Origin of the sequence: Agrobacterium pusense, assembly GCF_900102105.1 — a bacterium.
Taxonomy (GTDB): domain Bacteria; phylum Pseudomonadota; class Alphaproteobacteria; order Rhizobiales; family Rhizobiaceae; genus Agrobacterium; species Agrobacterium pusense.
The window spans coordinates 270,917-288,230 of record NZ_FNBB01000001.1 but is presented as its reverse complement, the minus strand read 5'-3'; the positions used below and the strand labels follow the sequence as shown (position 1 = coordinate 288,230).

The 17,314-nt window shown below is 60.5% G+C and carries 17 protein-coding genes; 9 read left to right on the top strand and 8 right to left on the bottom strand.

Annotated elements, in window-relative coordinates; translation table 11 throughout:
• Positions 1 to 71: 71 nt before the first annotated feature.
• Positions 72 to 434: a MerR family transcriptional regulator gene (locus tag BLU28_RS01525; protein WP_006699902.1), complete on the top strand. Its 363-nt coding sequence runs from the start codon at positions 72 to 74 to the stop codon at positions 432 to 434.
• 157 nt (positions 435 to 591) lie between these two features.
• Here the strand turns inward: BLU28_RS01525 and BLU28_RS01520 are convergent, their stop codons facing one another.
• Both BLU28_RS01520 and BLU28_RS01515 read right to left on the bottom strand, forming a co-directional pair.
• Positions 592 to 1,245, bottom strand: a complete 654-nt coding sequence (locus BLU28_RS01520) for a ribonuclease HII (RefSeq protein ID WP_077986693.1) — start codon at positions 1,243 to 1,245, stop codon at positions 592 to 594.
• Between the two features lie 441 nt (positions 1,246 to 1,686).
• Complete coding sequence (locus tag BLU28_RS01515; RefSeq protein WP_022555710.1) at positions 1,687 to 2,844, bottom strand: PA0069 family radical SAM protein; 1,158 nt, start codon at positions 2,842 to 2,844, stop codon at positions 1,687 to 1,689.
• Between the two features lie 284 nt (positions 2,845 to 3,128).
• Here BLU28_RS01515 and BLU28_RS01510 point away from each other — a divergent pair, with 284 nt between their 5' ends.
• A complete protein-coding gene (locus BLU28_RS01510) occupies positions 3,129 to 3,647 on the top strand; it encodes a hypothetical protein (protein WP_004440279.1) in 519 nt (172 codons plus the stop codon).
• Between the two features lie 11 nt (positions 3,648 to 3,658).
• Here the strand turns inward: BLU28_RS01510 and BLU28_RS01505 are convergent, their stop codons facing one another.
• The 3 genes from BLU28_RS01505 to BLU28_RS01495 form a co-directional block, all read right to left on the bottom strand.
• The gene (locus tag BLU28_RS01505; RefSeq protein ID WP_092651127.1) at positions 3,659 to 5,086 is read right to left on the bottom strand and encodes an FAD-binding oxidoreductase; all 1,428 of its coding nucleotides are present in this window, start codon (positions 5,084 to 5,086) and stop codon (positions 3,659 to 3,661) included.
• A 48-nt stretch (positions 5,087 to 5,134) separates the two neighbouring features.
• Entirely contained in the window at positions 5,135 to 6,112 is a 978-nt protein-coding gene (locus BLU28_RS01500; RefSeq protein WP_006699900.1) for an L-threonylcarbamoyladenylate synthase, read from the bottom strand.
• Positions 6,113 to 6,255: 143 nt separating this feature from the next.
• Positions 6,256 to 6,864 (bottom strand): DUF6656 family protein, encoded by a 609-nt coding sequence (locus BLU28_RS01495; protein WP_004440288.1) that lies wholly within the window; start codon positions 6,862 to 6,864, stop codon positions 6,256 to 6,258.
• A 330-nt stretch (positions 6,865 to 7,194) separates the two neighbouring features.
• Between BLU28_RS01495 and BLU28_RS01490 the strand changes: the two genes are divergently transcribed.
• From BLU28_RS01490 to BLU28_RS01475, 4 genes are all read left to right on the top strand, one after another.
• The gene (locus BLU28_RS01490) at positions 7,195 to 8,439 is read left to right on the top strand and encodes an aromatic ring-hydroxylating oxygenase subunit alpha (protein WP_006699899.1); all 1,245 of its coding nucleotides are present in this window, start codon (positions 7,195 to 7,197) and stop codon (positions 8,437 to 8,439) included.
• 8 nt (positions 8,440 to 8,447) lie between these two features.
• A complete protein-coding gene (locus BLU28_RS01485) occupies positions 8,448 to 9,521 on the top strand; it encodes an FAD-binding oxidoreductase (protein ID WP_004440293.1) in 1,074 nt (357 codons plus the stop codon).
• Between the two features lie 178 nt (positions 9,522 to 9,699).
• Complete coding sequence (locus BLU28_RS01480) at positions 9,700 to 10,164, top strand: BA14K family protein (RefSeq protein WP_004440296.1); 465 nt, start codon at positions 9,700 to 9,702, stop codon at positions 10,162 to 10,164.
• Positions 10,165 to 10,378: 214 nt separating this feature from the next.
• Entirely contained in the window at positions 10,379 to 10,894 is a 516-nt protein-coding gene (locus tag BLU28_RS01475; protein ID WP_004440298.1) for a BA14K family protein, read from the top strand.
• A gap of 61 nt (positions 10,895 to 10,955) precedes the next feature.
• Here the strand turns inward: BLU28_RS01475 and BLU28_RS01470 are convergent, their stop codons facing one another.
• Positions 10,956 to 11,951, bottom strand: a complete 996-nt coding sequence (locus BLU28_RS01470) for a transporter (RefSeq protein WP_077986695.1) — start codon at positions 11,949 to 11,951, stop codon at positions 10,956 to 10,958.
• A gap of 221 nt (positions 11,952 to 12,172) precedes the next feature.
• On the opposite strand from BLU28_RS01470, the gene BLU28_RS01465 reads away from it, so the two are divergent.
• From BLU28_RS01465 to BLU28_RS01455, 3 genes are all read left to right on the top strand, one after another.
• On the top strand, positions 12,173 to 13,957 hold the full coding sequence (locus BLU28_RS01465) for an acyl-CoA dehydrogenase family protein (protein ID WP_077986696.1): 1,785 nt from the start codon (positions 12,173 to 12,175) through the stop codon (positions 13,955 to 13,957).
• Positions 13,958 to 13,967: 10 nt separating this feature from the next.
• Positions 13,968 to 14,726 carry a crotonase/enoyl-CoA hydratase family protein gene (locus tag BLU28_RS01460; RefSeq protein ID WP_022555715.1) on the top strand — a complete coding sequence of 253 codons (759 nt, stop codon included), beginning with the start codon at positions 13,968 to 13,970 and terminating at the stop codon, positions 14,724 to 14,726.
• 89 nt (positions 14,727 to 14,815) lie between these two features.
• A complete protein-coding gene (locus BLU28_RS01455) occupies positions 14,816 to 15,133 on the top strand; it encodes a hypothetical protein (RefSeq protein WP_077986697.1) in 318 nt (105 codons plus the stop codon).
• Between the two features lie 125 nt (positions 15,134 to 15,258).
• On the opposite strand, the gene BLU28_RS01450 is transcribed toward BLU28_RS01455, so the two are convergent.
• Both BLU28_RS01450 and BLU28_RS01445 read right to left on the bottom strand, forming a co-directional pair.
• Positions 15,259 to 16,509 carry a class I SAM-dependent RNA methyltransferase gene (locus tag BLU28_RS01450; protein ID WP_077986698.1) on the bottom strand — a complete coding sequence of 417 codons (1,251 nt, stop codon included), beginning with the start codon at positions 16,507 to 16,509 and terminating at the stop codon, positions 15,259 to 15,261.
• On the bottom strand, positions 16,506 to 17,258 hold the full coding sequence (locus tag BLU28_RS01445) for a TlyA family RNA methyltransferase (protein WP_077986699.1): 753 nt from the start codon (positions 17,256 to 17,258) through the stop codon (positions 16,506 to 16,508). Before BLU28_RS01445 ends, BLU28_RS01450 begins: the two co-directional genes overlap by 4 nt.
• Between the last annotated feature and the right edge of the window lie 56 nt (positions 17,259 to 17,314).

The window sequence follows — 17,314 nt, the reverse complement described above, 5'->3', positions numbered from 1 at the left end:
CGCTCCCGTAATTTACATGGTGGAGCGTCCTGCCTACAGTGTGACACCGCTGTCAGAGTCAAGGACTGATAATGAAAATCGGCGAACTATCCCGACGAACCAGCGTCAGCATCAGGATGCTGCGCTATTATGAGGCCGAGGGCCTTCTCGCGCCTGTTCGCACCCAAACCGGATATAGAGATTACGGTCCTGCCGACGTGGAGACAGTGGAGCGAATCCGGCTGCTGGGACATGCTGGCCTGACGCTGACGGCCATTCGAGAATTTTTGCCGTGTGCTCTCGAACGAATGAAGGGCTTTGAGCCGTGTGATGAACTGAAGGCGAAGTTACGTATTCAAATCGGCTCGATTGACGAACAGAGCCGAAAACTCTCGGAGAGCCGAAATCTGTTGACCGAGCTTTTGGACGCATTTGAAGCGACAACGCCCGCTTGAACTCGCCTGTAGACGCCGTTCGGTGGCGGTTGGAACGTCCGCTATCTTTTCAATCAAGCGGAAGGGAATGCCGACTTTCAGTTGCCCCGCGTCAGACCTGAGGCCTTTCCTGAACTGAGGGCATAAGTTCGGGATGCACTTCCGTTAAGCGCTTCCATCAATCCCGCTTCAGTGGCCGAAAGCTCATCCTGTGCAGCGCGCAAGGCCCGTGGCTTTCGATGGCGCGCAGGTGGGCCGGTGTGCCGTAACCGGCATGCCCTTCGAAGCCATAGGATGAATGCACGACACCCGCACGTTCCATCATCCGGTCGCGGGTCACCTTGGCTACGATTGAGGCGGCGGCGATGGAGAGGGAGCGGGAATCGCCCTTGATGACGGCCTTGGCTTCGCAGGTGATGCCTGGGGGCCTGTCGCGGCCGTCGGCCAGTACGAGGGCGGGGGAAATTTCGAGTCCGAGGACTGCGCGGCGCATGGCGTCGAGGCTGGCGCGCAGGATATTCATCGTGTCGATCAGGCCCGGGCCGGAGGAGGCGACCGATACGATCGAGGTTTCCATGATCTGGACGAACAGGCTCTCGCGCTTTTGCTTCGTCAGTTTCTTGGAATCATCCATTCCGTCAGGAATATTGTCCGGATCGAGAATGACGGCGGCCGCAACCACAGGGCCGGCGAGCGGGCCACGCCCTGCCTCGTCCGTGCCGGCGACCGGCCAGAGGCCCCTCTTTCGCGCTTCCAGTTCGAACGAGAAATCCGGGCCGGTATCGGCAAGGTCAAAAAGGGCAGGAGAATCGGGTGTGGCCGTGCGTTTCATGCGGCGAAACTGGCACACACACCCGATCTCCTGCAAGCCCCCGGAAGCGGGCGATGACAGGCAAGATGAGCCGGGGTCAAGGGGCGTGGCTCACCGTGCCCAAGGTCGTCATGACCTTTTATCCTCCAGCAGGGCGGCGGAGGAAAAACGATCGCACGCGAGGCGGCGGTTCCAGGGGCGATGTCCGGCGGGCCAGGGAAAACCAGCCGGGCATTTCGTCGAGAGCAACACGATGAGACGGTTGCTCCTGTCATTTTGAATTCGGTTTATTAAAAGCTCACAGCACCTCGTATTGTCGGCGCGTTATCCCATGCTCGATGTCCTCTCGGGCTTGACCCGAGATCCTGTCACGCTCGGTTCACGTTCCAGGGTCGAGCCCGAGGGTAGCGTCTGGTTCATCACGGGCATTCGTTACCTTCAGTCACTTTCACCATGCGGCTCTCAAAGCAGAGACAATTGCACCCCGGCACCGCCCGGAGGCACGAACAGGTCGTCGCGCAGGTTGATGCCGCGGCGGATGAGACCAAGTCTTTTGGTCGCCATCTCGAATCGCCTGCCGATCTGCCAGGCATAAGGGCCATCACCCTTCATGCGCTTGCCGAACTCCGCGTCATAGTCCTTACCGTCGCGCATGGAGCGCACCAGCGACATGACATGACGGTAACGGTCCGGATAGTTGCGCAGCAGCCAGTCGCGGAACAGCGGGCTTACCTCCAGCGGCAGCCGCAAAAGCACATAGGAAGCCTCGGTCGCGCCAGCAGCCTTGCCGGCCTCAAGAATGCGCTCGATTTCATGATCGTTAAGCGCCGGGATGACGGGTGCCATCATCACCGCCACCGGAATTCCGGCATCCGTCAGCGCCTTGACGGCCTCCAGCCGCTTCTCCGGCGTGGCGGCGCGCGGCTCCATCGTGCGCGAAAGCTTGCGATCCAGCGACGTGACGGAAATGCCGACCTTGACGAGCCCCTTTTTTGCCATTGGCGCGAGAATATCAATATCCCGCTTGATCAGCGCCGATTTGGTGACGATGGCGACGGGATGATCAGCCTTGGCCAGCACTTCCAGTATCTGCCGCATGATGCGCCATTCGCGCTCAATCGGCTGGTAAGGGTCGGTATTGGTGCCGATGGCGATTACCCGCGCCTTGTAGCCGGGTTTCGCCAGTTCCCGTTCCAGAAGTTTGGCCGCATCAGGCTTGGCAAACAGCTTGGCCTCGAAATCAAGTCCGGCCGAAAGGCCCATGTAGCTGTGAGTGGGCCTGGCAAAACAGTAAATGCAGCCATGTTCGCAGCCCCTGTATGGATTGATGGAACGATCGAAGGGGATATCGGGCGATTCATTGCGGGTGATGATGCTGCGTGGCTTTTCCACCTGCACCTCGGTGCGGAACTCCGGCATCTCTTCCAGCGTCTGCCAGCCATCGTCGAAGACCTCACGCTGCAAGGCTTCGAAACGTCCGTCGGGATTGAGCCCCGCACCGCGGCCGCGGCGACGGTCAATCTCGATGCGCAGGCCGGATGCATCGGCCAGCGCATTGGCAATGTCAGGCATATGGCTCGGCTGGAAGGCAGCCTGCCCCGAAAGCGAATGATTTCTCATCTGGATGCTCCCAAGACGTCGCACGCCTTTCGAGGCACGCTGAACGCCCTAAACCGTTTCCATCCGGAGAGGCCTCATCGCCCCTCGAATGATTAAATTCCTACACCATGAATGAGAACAATACAAGAACAAAATTGTAAATTTGGCTGCTTTTGTACTGCGGGGGCCAGCGCCAGGACGGGCACGCCGGCACCTGAGATCGCGGAAAGCGACATCAACCCCCGCGGATTTTACCGCGACGAGCATGGTGGCAATTTATTGTGCGATGCGTTAGAGCTATGCACATGTTGACAGTCATAATGGAATGCCGGGATCAGGAGCCGGAATTGGCGCATACGCTGTCTGCGCTTGTCACCGGTGCCGTGGAAGGGCTTGTAAGCGATGTTGTGATTCTGGATCACGGTTCGCGCGATGGATCGTCGCGTGTGGCCGATGCGGCCGGCTGCCGTTTTTATGGGCAATGGGAACTGGAGGATATCGTCAAGTCCGCGCGTGGCGGCTGGTTGCTGCTGATCGAGCCGGGCGCACGCCCGCAGGCAGGCTGGATCGATGAAATCCTGGAATATGTCGCGATCTGCGAACAGCCAGCGCGCTTTTCCCCATCACGTTATCACCGGCGGAATGTTTTCAGCCGTGTCCTGCGCCGCACCCCGCCGCTGGAGCATGGTTATCTCCTGCCGAAGAAGCACGCGATGTCGATTGCGAAATCGGGCATGAGCCTGACGCAATTTGTCGGCGCGCAGAAGCCGCGCCGGCTGAATGCGGAAATGGTGCCTGCTTGGGCATTGCGGGCTTCGGCCTGAGGCGGGAAGGGTTATTCCGCCAGCACCTTACCGGGGTTCATGATTCCGGCGGGATCGAATGCGTGTTTGATGCGCCGCATCAGCTCCATTTCGATGCCGCGCCGGATGGCGGCCAGTTCGTCGCGCTTTAACTGGCCAATGCCGTGTTCGGCGGAAATCGAACCGCCCAGCGACAGCACGATGCCGTGCACGATTTCGTTCATGTCCCGCCAGCGGGCGAGGAATTGCGCCTTGTCCGCCCCCACCGGTTGGGAAATATTGTAATGGATGTTGCCGTCGCCCAGATGGCCGAAGGCGCAGACACGGGCGCCCGGGATGGCAGCAAGAACCGCCTTTTCCGCCGTCGCCATGAACTGCGGTATTCTGGAAACCGGGACGGAGACATCGTGCTTGATGGAGCCGCCCTCCGGCTTCTGCGCATCCGACATGCTCTCACGCATGTGCCACAGTGCCTGACGCTGGGCTTCGGAGGCGGCGATCACGGCATCCTCGACCAGTCCGGCCTCAAAACCACGCTCCAGCAGCAATTGCATCATCGTATCCGCCGTCTCGGCCGAATCGGAGGTGGAGATGTCGATGAGTGCGTACCAGCCATGGGGCTGTTTCAGGGGATCGCGCACGCCGGGAATATGTCTGGCGGTAAACTCCACGCCAATCCGTGGCATAAGCTCGAAGCCGGTCAGCGCCGTGCCGCAGAGGTTTGACGCCATCTCGAACAGCTTCAGCGCATCTTCGGTGGAGGTCAGCCCGGCGAAGGCCACCTGATGGCCGAGTGGCTTCGGGAAAAGCTTCAGCACCGCGCCGGTGATGATGCCGAGCGTACCTTCGGAGCCGATGAAGAGATCACGCAGATCGTAACCGGTATTGTCCTTTTTCAGCCGGCGCAGCCCGTTCCAGATCTCGCCTGTCGGCAACACCACTTCGAGCCCGAGGCAGAGCTGGCGCATATTGCCATAAGCAAGCACTGCGGTACCGCCGGCATTGGTGGCGAGATTGCCGCCGATGCGGCAGGACCCCTGAGAGCCGAGCGACAGCGGGAACATGCGTTCAACCGAATCGGCGGCTTTATGGATGTCATCGAGAATGCAGCCGGCATCGGCAACGATGATATTGGCGACGGGATCGATGTCGCGAATGCGGTTCATGCGCTCCAGCGAAAGAATGATGTCAGTTCCCCCGGCGCGCGGCGTTTGCCCGCCGACAAGGCCGGTGTTGCCCGTCTGCGGCACGATTGGGGTACCCGTCTCGCTGGCGAACTTCAGGATGGCCGATACTTCCTCGACCGATCCGGGTTTGAGGAGCAACGGCGAAGCGCCACGATAAAGCCCGCGATTTTCCACCAGCCGCGGGGCCATCTCTGCCGCATCGCGCACCGCATTCCTGTCTCCGACAATGGCGGCAAATCGGTCGAGGATGTCGGAGGAGGGGACGGTTGTCATCAGGCGTCTCTCTGTCATTTGAAACGGTGGGCGAATGGTCGGCGGGCCTCAGCTCCGCGGTGCGGCGGCGCGGGAAAGGCGGTCATTGATCGCCTCTCCAAGACCGTGAGTGGGAATGCTGGTGATGGCGATGCTGTCTGCGCCGCTTGCATCGGCGGCCTTGAGGTAATCGAACAGGTTGGCGGCGGCCTCGGAAAGATCGCCGGAGGGGCTGAGATCGAAAACGGCGCGGGCGGTCTCTTCACCCGCAACCGGGATGCCTTCGAACCGGATCAACGCTTCGCCAGGCGAAACCGATGTGGCGTTGAGGCGCACGGCGGCGCCGGGGGCATAATGCGAAGCGAGCATGCCTGGCGCCTCGATGGCCGCCGACGCTTTTTCAGAACGTTCAAGCCGCTTGCCCGCAACACGCTCTATTTCGGCCGTGACGACGCCGCCAGGACGAAGCAGACGCACCCTTCCACCCTCTTCCACCTTGACGATGGTGGATTCGACGCCGACCGAAGCCGCCCCGCCGTCGAGAATGAGGTTGATTTTCTGACCGAGATCGGCCTCCACATGGGCGGCGCTTGTCGGGCTGATCTTGCCGGAACTATTGGCGCTGGGGGCTGCGAGCGGTTTGCCGAACCGGCGGATAAGATCGCCGGCAAAACCTTGTGGTACGCGAATGCCGACCGTATCGAGCCCGGCCGTCGCCAGCGCATGAATATCGCTTGCCGGTTTCAGCGGCAGCACCAGTGTCAGCGGGCCGGGCCAGAAGGCCTCTGCAAGATCAAGCGATATGGGATCGAAGATGGCGTAACGTTCCGCCATGGCGATATCTGCCATGTGGCAGATCAACGGGTTGAATTGCGGCCGGCCTTTGGTCTCGTAGATACGGGCAATGGCTGCAGGGTTGGTGGCATCGGCGGCAAGGCCGTAGACGGTTTCCGTCGGCAGGGCGATCGGCTGGCCGGCGGCAAGCTCCGTGACGGCTGCTTGAAGGGCGGTTTCCCGCTCGTTTTCAATATGGATATGACGCGCCATGATGCTGCCTTTCAGGGCGGTCAATAGCGTATTTCCGGGCAGAATGGAAAGCGCTAATGCACATTGTCCGAAACTGGTCGTCGGTTTCGGGAGAACGACATGCCTAAGAAAGAAAGATGAAGTCCCTGGGGGCTTTGTCGCTGCTATATCGCCTTGATGATCCTGCGCATCTCCTCCGAGCGCGCGCCGAGCATGAGGACGTTTTTCAGCGCCACGCGCGGATCGTGGGTCTGGAACAGCAGGCCGCCGCGATGAACGGATGTATCGACGGCGATTTCCTGATCGGGAAGGGCGTTGATGGCGACAGCGAAATACATCCGCGAATAACGCGCATCGATATTTTCGAAGAAGTTTTCGGCACCGCTCAGTTCCGCGAAGAAATTCGCGAAATAGAAGGACCATAGCACATGACGCTCTGCATCGAAGCTGGTCGTCGCCGCCGTGACGTGGCAATAACCCAGATGCGGCCGGTCATTCAGCAGATGGTGAAAAACCATCTTCGGAAAACGGATGGACTGGTGAAAACCGTTCAGGCGGCTGTGGGTGGCATCGGCGGCAGCTTCCAGCTTTCGCCCGGTCAGCGCAGCCACTTCGTCATGGCTGTAGTAGACGCGTTCTTTCGGCAGCCACCGCTCTTCGTAACGGCTGATGCGCCCTGTCCGCAAAAAATCGGAATGCGCGGTCTTCGAGCGTATCGGTGTGACCGAATGCCTGCTCGCATCGAAATAGCGTATGCGTGTCGCCTTCTCCACCGGGAACACCCTCGTTGCTGTCGATCCGGTAAGATAATTTAGGGTGCGTTAATACTCCGTTGCGCTGCAGCCCCTGTTTTTTGATGGGTGGGCAGTGGCTGCGCCATCATTCGTCATATTGCGACGTCGTTGCAGGCGGTAAATAGTTGCCGGATTTTGCAGTGGAATGGCCTGAAGACGCCGTTTGGACATGTCGCAATTTGTCGCCAATGCGGAAGCCGATGTCGCTGTCTGTGCTGCCGCAAATGACGGCCGATGATTAGATGAGGACATACTTCCGCAGCCCCCGCAAATGGTGTCGGGCAGGGCGGTTTGATCGAGGATTTGGCCATGGAATTGCGTGATACCGTATTGCGCCAGCTGAAAAACCGCCGCGAAGGTTTTAGCCTGGAACAGCCCTTCTACACGGACCCGGATTACTTCAAGCTGGATATGGAAACCATCTGGTATCGCGACTGGCTGTTTGTCGGCCATGATTGTGAGGTTCAGAAGTCCGGCAGCTATTTCACCGTGCAGGTCGGCGCCTATTCGGTCGTCATCGTTCGTGGCCGCGACGGGCAAATCCGCGCGTTCCACAATTCCTGCCGCCATCGCGGCTCCCGCGTCTGCACCACGCAGAAGGGCCAGTCGGCGCGTCTTGTCTGTCCCTATCACCAGTGGACCTACGATCTTGACGGCAAGCTGCTTTTTGCCCGCCACATGGGCGAGGAGTTCGACAAGGGCGATTTCGGCCTGAAGCCTGTCGCCTGCGAAACCGTCGCTGGCTACGTCTTCATCTGCCTCGCCGATCAGCCGGCGGATTTTGAGCCCATGCGCGCCGAAGTGGAGAGCTACATGGCGCCGCACCGCATATGGGAAGCCAAGGTCGCGCATGAGAGCACCATCATCGAAAAGGGTAACTGGAAGCTCGTCTGGGAAAACAACCGCGAGTGCTACCATTGCGCCGCCAACCATCCGGAACTCTGCCGTACCTATCCCGAAAACCCGAGCGTGACGGGAACGGATGGAGGGGCAAGCGACCCCGAGATCGGCGGCCACTGGGCACGCTGCGAAGCAGCCGGCCTGCCCAGCCGTTTCAAGATTGACCCGAAGGGCCAGTTCCGCGTGGCGCGCATGCCGCTGATCGGCGAAGCGGAAAGCTACACAATGTCGGGAAAACGCGCCGTGCGCCGGCCGCTGTCGGACGATGTCAGCATCAGCCATATCGGCGCGCTGCTCCTGTTCCATTACCCGACGACCTGGAACCACTTCCTCGGCGACCACACCATCTCCTTCCGCGTGCTGCCGCTCAGCGCCAACGAGACGATGGTTACCACCAAATGGCTGGTGCACAAGGATGCGGTGGAGGGCGTGGATTACGATCTTGAGGATCTCACCCATGTCTGGAACGAAACCAACGATCAGGACCGCCGCATCGTCGAGGAAAATGCCTTCGGCATCCGCTCGCCCGCTTATGAGCCCGGCCCTTACTCCATGGAGGATGAAGGCGGCGTGATGCAGTTCGTCAACTGGTACGCCGATTTCATGATCGACCGGCTGTCCGGCGACAAGGCCCGGCTTTCGGCTGTAGCGTGAAGATGAACATGGTCGTGACATATAAGCATATTGACGAGATGAAGCCGTGGAGCGACAAGCTCCAGCTGCTGGAATGTATTTCGGTAACCCCCGAAACACAGGATGTGATGACGTTCCTGTTCCGCTCCGAGGATCAGAACTGGTTCCGTTATCTGCCGGGCCAGTTCGTCACGCTGGAACTGCCGGTGGGCAAGGAGCCGCTTTACCGCACCTACACATTGTCATCCAGCCCGTCGCGGCCCTATTCACTGTCGGTCACGGTCAAGGCGCAGGCCAACAGTATCGGCACGCGCTGGATGTTCGACAATCTGAAGCCCGGCATGAAGATCCGGGCGCTTGGTCCGCTCGGCGATTTTTCCTACGTCAAGCATCCCGGGGACAAGTATCTCTTCATCTCCGCGGGCTCCGGCGTCACGCCGATGATGTCGATGGTGCGCGACATGAGCGACCGCGCCCCGCAAAGCGACATTGCCTTCATCAATTGCTCGCGTACACCCGGCGATATCGTCTTCCGTCACGAGCTGGAATATCTCGCCCGCTTCATGCCGAACCTGTCGCTCGGCTTCATTGTCGAGAAATGTGGACGCACCGATCTGTGGTCCGGCCTGAAGGGCATGGTCGACAAGGCCAAGATCGCGCTGCTCGCCCATGACTTCATGGAGCGTACCGTCTTCTGCTGCGGGCCGGAGCCGTTCATGGCCGCCGTCCGCTCCATGCTTGAAGCCTCCGGCTTCGACATGGGCCGTTACCATCAGGAAAGCTTCTCGCCTGCTGCTCCCGTCGCCGTCGGCGAGAGTGTTCTCACCGATGATGGCGAAGCGTTGTCGATGGTGGGTTTTACCCTTTCCGGGAAAGAAATGCCCTGCCAGCCCGGGCAGACCGTTCTGATGACGGCGCGTGCAGCCGGTGTGCGGATCGGCGCAGCCTGCGAATCCGGCATCTGCGGGACTTGCCGGGTCTTGAAACTTTCCGGCGAGGTGGAGATGAACCACAATGGTGGCATTCTCGATGAGGAAATCGAGGAGGGCTATATTCTCGCCTGCTGCTCGCGGCCTTTGACCGATGTCAAGGTGGAGGCATGATGCCGGCAGGCGTTTGAGGCTTTCCTTCCATTACCATTGTCTGGAACCAAATTTCCGTAAATTCGTTTGCACGTCATCCAATTCTTCTCGGGCATGAAGCGGGGCTGACCCTAATCTCCGAAAAGAGTGAGTGGGTGAAAAGCGTGGGTCAACGCGCTGAAGCAAACGGAGGAAGATCATGATAAATTTCCGGACAACGAGTGTCGCCACGGCCCTCGTCGTGTTCCTGACCAGCTTTACGCCGTCGCAGGCGTTCCAGGTTCCTGTGCCGATCCAGAAGCCGGCGGTTTCCACCGACAATGTCGTGCAGGTGCAATATCGCGAATGGGACCGTCGACATGATCGCCGCCACGGCGACCGCATGTATCGCCCGCGCCCGCCGCGTGACGGCTATTACAATGGCCACCGTGGTTACCGTGACCGCCGTCCGGGTTACCGTTATCATAACGGCTACTGGTTCCCGCTTGCCGCTTTCGCCACCGGCGCCATCATCGGCGGCGCGATTCAGCAACCCCGTCCGGCCTATGGCGGCAGCCATGTATCCTGGTGTCAGAATCGCTGGCGCTCGTATCGTGCCTACGACAACACCTACCAGCCCAACAGCGGTCCGCGCCGCATTTGCGTATCGCCTTACAGCCGCTAATTGCACAAGCAGAAGCCCGGTCTTTACCGGGCTTTTGTCTGGCCCTGAAACGCCGTGGTTTTGATAAACGAAGCGTGATCGGACCGTTAATCGTAGGTTCAGCCACACGTCCCTAGGCTGTAGAAGTATACGACACCGCCCGGACAAAGGCGGAATAGAACAACAGAAATTCACGTCTTACGGCCTGTCGACCGTCGTGAATGGAGGAAGTCAGATGAAAAGCTATGTGAAGAATATCCTGGCTGTCGGTCTTTCTGCAATCGTGGTTGCAGGAGCGATTGTTCCGGCCGAAGCCGCCATGCCCCTGCCTGTAGCGCCGAAGAGCGTTGAGACCTCGGGCAACGATGCCAGCAAGAATATCGTGAACGTGCAATATTGGCGTGACCGTGACGGCTGGGGCGATCGTCGCGGCTGGTATCGCGGTCACCGCGGTTACCGCGATTATCGTCCGGGTTACCGCCACCATGACGGTTACTGGTTCCCGCTCGCAGCATTTGCAACGGGCGCAATCATCGGCGGCGCTCTTTCGCAGCCGCGCGAAGTCTACCGTCCGGTGCCGGAATATCGCCCGCGCCCGGTCTATCGTGAGTATCGTCCGGTCCGCCGTGGCGGCATGAGCCAGGCGCATGTGAACTGGTGCTATGGCCGCTATCGCTCCTACGACGCCTATAGCAACACGTTCCAGCCGTATAACGGTCCGCGTCAGACCTGCTATTCGCCCTACGGCTGATAGGTTGGCCAAGACCGAGATTGACAGAGCCGTCCGGTGTCGACCGGACGGCTTTTTGCTGTCAGAGGATACGCGCGCGTTTCAACACGAACCAGGCGAGCACGACCGAGATGACGATGAAGATGCTGGCCGCCATGGTGCCACCGGTCCCGACCGTAAACGGCAGCTCATCCGTGTTCATGCCAAAAAAGCCGGTTACCAGCGACGGTGGCAGCAGGAACGCCGTCATCAGCGACAGTATATAGAGATGCCGGTTGGTTTCAGACGAGAGTTTTGAATCGATTTCTTCGTGAAGCAGCCTTGCGCGCTCCTGCAGGGCATAGACGTCATGATCAACAGCCTCGAGGCGCCCCATCAGCCGTGAGGCGACATCCTCGAAACCGTCAGGCATCTCGTCGTCATCCGCTGCCGAAGCCCGCCGCATCAGGGTGAGGACGGTGCGTAAATGCCGGTGCAGGCGCACCACCGTGCGGCGCAGCGGTGCGAGTCGTCGCCTTTCGTCGCGGGTCTCGCTGTCATAGACCAGATCCTCGATGGCGTTTAGTTCTTCCGTCGTCTCCATGACCAGATTGATCAACGAACGCTGGAATTCGGCGACAAGGCCTTCGAAGACGTGGGAAGGTGTGAGATAGCGGTTGGAGTTCTTGTCGACCGCCGCCTTTAGCCGGTCTACCGAATGCAGCGGCTGAAGGCGGGTGGTGATGATGAAACGGTCGCTCACCGCAAAATGCAGCCAGCCGAAATCGCGCGTTTCCTTGTCGAATTCCCGTTGGAAATCGACCAGGGTGCCGTAGAGCGATTTTTCGTCGACAACAATGGACGGATGCGTTTCGTGGGTGGTGAGGCTTGCCCGTGCTGCCGGATCGAGACCCTCAACCGTCTCCAGAAAACCCGCCACGCGCTGATCGGCGAGATTGAGATGCAGCCAGAAGAACCCGTCGCGTCCCGCCATCTCGTCAAAGCCGGCATCGGGCGCCAGCCTGCGGCATGGGGCCTTCCCGGGATGAAATTGATAGGCCCAAACGAGGCCGGGAATGGTGGGCGTTATGAGGTCCATCGTGGCAGTCCTGACCGGCGGGATGGGAGGAGAGGGGTGCCCGTCGCACCGGGAGGAGGCGAAAGGAGCGCGTCAGGGCACCGTCAACATGCTGAGCAAATTCATATGACAGTTTTATAACAAGCCCGTAGAAATACCCGGAATTTTCAAATTGACGTTTACGTAAAAATCATTTAGCCCGAAGGCAGTAGCAGGATACAAGAGCTTCGGGAGGAGGCAGCATGTATAGCGCGCCGGTGGATGATATCGCCTTTACACTCAAACATGTAGCGGGTCTCGGAGACGCGCTTTCCAGGGGTGTGCTGGGAGATCTGAGTGAAGATCTCGTCGATGCCATTCTGGAGGAAGCCGGACGTTTCGCCACCGGAGAGGTCGCGCCGCTCGCCGAAATCGGGGACCGTCAGGGCGCAAAACTTGCCGATGGCAGGGTGACTACGCCCGATGGCTGGGCCGATCTTTACCGTCGCTGGGCGGCGGCGGGCTGGAACAGCCTGACTGCCCCGGAAGAATTCGGCGGCCAGAACCTGCCGCATATGCTGAATGTTGCAGCGCTCGAAATGTGGAATTCCGGCTCCATGGCCTTCGCGCTGGCGCCGACGCTGACAATGGGTGCGGTGGAAGCCATCGTCGCCCACGGCAGCAACGATCTCAAGCGAAGCTATTTGCCGAAACTCGTCTCCGGCGAATGGACCGGCACGATGAACCTGACCGAGCCGCATGCGGGTTCCGATCTTGGTGTCCTGAAGACCCGGGCGGAGCGCAATGGCGACGGCACCTACCGCATCTTCGGCCAGAAGATTTTCATCACCTGGGGTGAACACGACGCGGCTGATAATATCATCCACCTCGTTCTCGCCCGTCTTCCGGATGCGCCGGCGGGAACGCGTGGCATTTCGCTGTTCCTCGTGCCAAAATTCCTGCCCGATGAAAACGGCGCGCCGGGCAGCCGCAACGATCTTTTCTGCCACTCTCTCGAACACAAGCTCGGTATTCACGGTTCGCCAACCTGCACCATGATCTTCGGTGACGGCAAATTTGGTGACGAAAAGGGTGCGCTCGGCTGGCTGGTCGGCGAGGAGAACAAGGGCCTCGCCTGCATGTTCACCATGATGAACAACGCCCGCCTTGCCGTTGGCATGCAGGGCGTGGCGATCTGCGAGGCGGCGACCCAGAAGGCGATCGAATACGCGAGGGAACGCACGCAGGGCAAGGCGCCCGGCTGGCAGGGTTCGGGCATGAGCCCGATCATCGAACATCCTGATATCGTGAGAACCCTTCTGACAATGAAGGCGCTGACGCAAGGATCACGGGCGATTTCCTTCAGCTGCGCGCACGCCATCGACATGGCGCATGCGACTGAAGACGCCCGGCAGCGCGCTCACTGGCAGGAGCGCGCTGCCCTTCTGACACCGATCGCCAAGTCCTTTTCCACCGATGCCGGTGTCGATGTCGCATCCATGGGCATTCAGGTGCATGGCGGCATGGGCTTCATCGAGGAAACCGGCGCGGCGCGTTATCTGCGTGATGCCCGCATCGCGCCGATCTACGAGGGCACCAACGGCATTCAGGCCATCGATCTGGTCCTGCGCAAGTTGCCGCTCTCCGAGGGCGCGCAGGTGCGCGGTTTCATCGCCGAACTGCGTGAGATCGCCGCCCGCACGGCCACATCGAACCGTGACGATCTCGGAGAGACCGCCCGTTATCTCGATGCCAGCCTCACCGATCTGGAAACGGCAACCGACTGGCTGCTCTCCCGCATCAAGGCGGGCGAAACCGAGATGGCACTTGCGGGCGCCACGCCCTATCAGCGTCTCTTCGGTCTTGCCTTGACGGGCGCTTATCTCGCCAAGGGCGCATTGGTCTCTGTCGATGATGGCAGGGGCGGGCATCGTGCCGCGCTTTGCCGTTTCGCGGCGGAAAACCTGCTGGCGGAAACGGCGGCGCTGAAGGACCGCATTGTGTCAGGCGCGGCAAGCCTTGCCGTCGCCCGTACTGTTTTGGCTTGAGGAGCTTCAGATGTCGGACGACCATATTCTTGTCGCGCGTGTCGGCCATGCGCCTGACGTTCTGACCATCCGCTTCAACCGACCGGAAAAGAAAAACGCCATCACCGATGCCATGTATCTGCGCATGGCCGAGGCTCTGCACGCCGCCAATACGGATCCGGACATCCGCGTCGTTGCCTTTCTCGGCACGGAAGGCTGCTTTTCCGCCGGCAACGACATGGCTGATTTTCTCGCCTTCGCCATGTCAGGTGGAAAGGGCAAGCTCGCTGCCCTCGAACTTCTGAAAGCGCTGGTCGCCTTCGAAAAACCGCTGGTATCCGGTGTCGATGGGCTCGCCATCGGCATCGGCACCACGCTGAACCTGCATTGCGACCTGACGGTCGCTTCCAGCCGCAGCCTGTTCAAGACGCCCTTCGTGGATCTCGCATTGGTGCCGGAAGCGGCCTCCAGCCTGCTCGTGCCAAGGCTCATCGGCCACCAGCGCGCCTTTGCGCTGCTCGCCATGGGTGAGGGTTTTTCCGCCGAGCAGGCATTGCAGGCCGGGCTGATCTGGAAAGTCGTTGCCCCGGAACATGTCGAAGCCGAAACGCTGGCGCTTGCCACCCGCCTTGCCGCCAAACCGCAGCAGGCGCTGAAGATCGCTCGCGATCTGGTCCGCGGCAACCCGGCCGATATTCTCGCCCGCATCGAAGAGGAAGGTCGTCATTTCATCGCGCAGCTGCAAAGTGCCGAAGCGCGCGCCGCCTTCGAGGCATTCATGCGTCGTTAAGTGTGCGGGCAGGAATTCCTTGCGATTAAGAAACCGGGCAATATGGCTTGGGTTAGATAACGCACCGTCATTGTCCGAAGGCCACCCACATGCGTCACTTCGTTTTCGCCCTGACTGTCTTCCTATCCGCCGCGACGATTGCTGAAGCGGCGGCGATAACACGCGCTCCAGCGGCTTCCACCAACGATGTCATTCTGGCGCAGTCCACGGACGACGATAGTCCGAACTTCTATTCCGGCAATAACCGCGACCGCCAGCGCCGCGCGCGTTTCGTCTGCGTCATCGCCCCCCCGGACAGCGCCAACCGCCGTCGGCCCTATATCTGCCCGCTGGAGCGCGGCCGTGTGGGCGGTGCCTGCCGCTGCTCGGGCGTGGTGGGCAACGGCACGGTCGATACGGCCTGGTAAGACTCCCAGGCTTCATCTCCACTCTCATTCCTGTGACAAGCACAGGAATGAGGGCTGTTGGGATTGCGGGCATATGAATCGTTGCGTTGCCTCAGCGTCGCTGAGCGGCTCTCCGCCCGGATTGCTTATTTCTCCAGCGTCGCCACGGCTTCCACATGCGGCGACCACAGGAACTGGTCAACCGGCGTGACGCGGGTGATGCGATAGCCGCCCTCGGTCAGGATGGCGAGATCGCGCGCCAGTGTCAGCGGGTTGCAGCTCACGGCCACGATCTTCTTTACCGTGCTGCGTGCCAGTTCCTTGCACTGGAATTCCGCGCCCGCGCGTGGCGGATCGAAGACGACGGCGTCGTAATTCTTGAGCTCGCTTGTCATCAGGGGGCGGCGGAAGAGATCGCGCTTCTCGACGCTGACCGGCTTCAGGCCCTGCGTGTTGCGGGCGGCGAAATCCAGCGCCTTCAGCGGCTTGTCTTCCGCCTCCACCGCATGCACCTTGCCAACGCGCGCAAGCCGCAGCGCAAATGTACCGGAGCCGCAGAAGAGATCGGCAATGCGTTTGGACTTGCCGACATGGGCAAGCACCAGCTCCGCCATGGCGTCCTCCGCCTGCTTCGTCGCCTGCGTGAAGCTGCCGGCCGGCGGCGATACCGCCACCCCGCCAAACTCGATGATCGGCTTCTGGGGTTCGATCAATATTTCACCCGACAGTGAAACACGCGCAATGCCGCGCATGGCAAGAACCGTTTCCGTGAGCGTGCGGCGCTGCTTGTCGCTGACCGACTTGATGCCGTCGACGGAAATATCGAGGCCGGAAAGGGTCTCCAGCACCGTCATCCGGAAGGGTTCCGCATTCGCCACCATTGAAAGTCCGATGGCGCGGATGGCATCCAGTCGCGAGACGATGCCGGGCGAGGTGACGGGACATTCCTCAATGGCGACGATGTGGTGGCTGTTCGCCTGGCTGAAGCCGAGCAGCAGGCCCTTTTCCGTCTTGCGGGCGGCGAACACCGCACGGCGGCGCTCGCCAGGGCGACAGATGACGAGATTATCCACATCGGGCGTCAAGCCCTTCGATTTCAGTGCCGAGACCACCAGTTCCCGCTTGTATGCATGGTAAGGCTCGTCGGCGAGATGTTGCAGCGAACAGCCGCCGCAGGTGCCATTCTTGCCATCCGGGCCGAAATGGCGGCAGGCGGGTGTACGGCGCTCGGGTGAGGCTTCCGTAATCGACATGACGGTGCCGTGATCCTTCACCTTGGCGATGGCGACCGTCTCGCCGGGCAACGCGAAAGGCACATAGACCGGGCCGTCGGGACAGTGCGCAATGCCATCGCCCTGGGCGCCGAGGCTCTTGATAGTGACGGTTTGTGTGCTCATGGCTTTTCGCCTCCGAGAAGAAATTCGACATTGCCGTCACCGCCGGAAATCGGCGAGGGAATGAGGCCGAGACTTTTCCAGCCCATGTCCTCCGTCAGCCAGCGCTCCAGTTCGGCCGCCACTGCGGGCGCGGTTTCGGGTTCCTTCAGAAGCCCGGCCTTGCTGATGGCGTCACGCCCTGCCTCGAATTGCGGTTTCACCAACAGGACAGCACGAGCACCCGGCTCAGCAAGATCAAGCGCCGGGGCGAGCGCGAGCTTCAGCGAAATGAAGGACACGTCCGAGACAATGAAGCCGATGGGCTGGTCATCGATATCGTCCGCCGTCAGGAAGCGGGCATTCAGCCCCTCCAGATTGGTGACACGCGGATCGTTCGCGATCCTTGCATGCATCTGCCCGTGGCCGACATCGATGGCGATGACGTGGCTGGCGCCCCGTTCCAGCAGCACCTCGGTAAAACCGCCTGTGGAAGCGCCGACGTCAAGACAGTGATGGCCGGAAGGATCGAGCCCGAAATGATCGAGTGCGGCCACGAGTTTCAGAGCTGCGCGGGAAACATAGGCCTGCGCTGGATCGCTGATGGCGATCTCGGCATTGCCGGCGACGGTCTGGCTCGGTTTGGTGACGGTCTTGCCGTTGACGCTCACGGTGCCGCGCGCAATCGCGTCGCGCGCACGCGAGCGACTGGCAAAATGGCCGAGCGACACGAGAAGCTGGTCAAGCCGTTCATTTTCAGGTGTTTTGGACATGATCCCGTGTCAATGACTGCCAAACTCCGCCGATGCAAGCGATTTATCGCGATGCG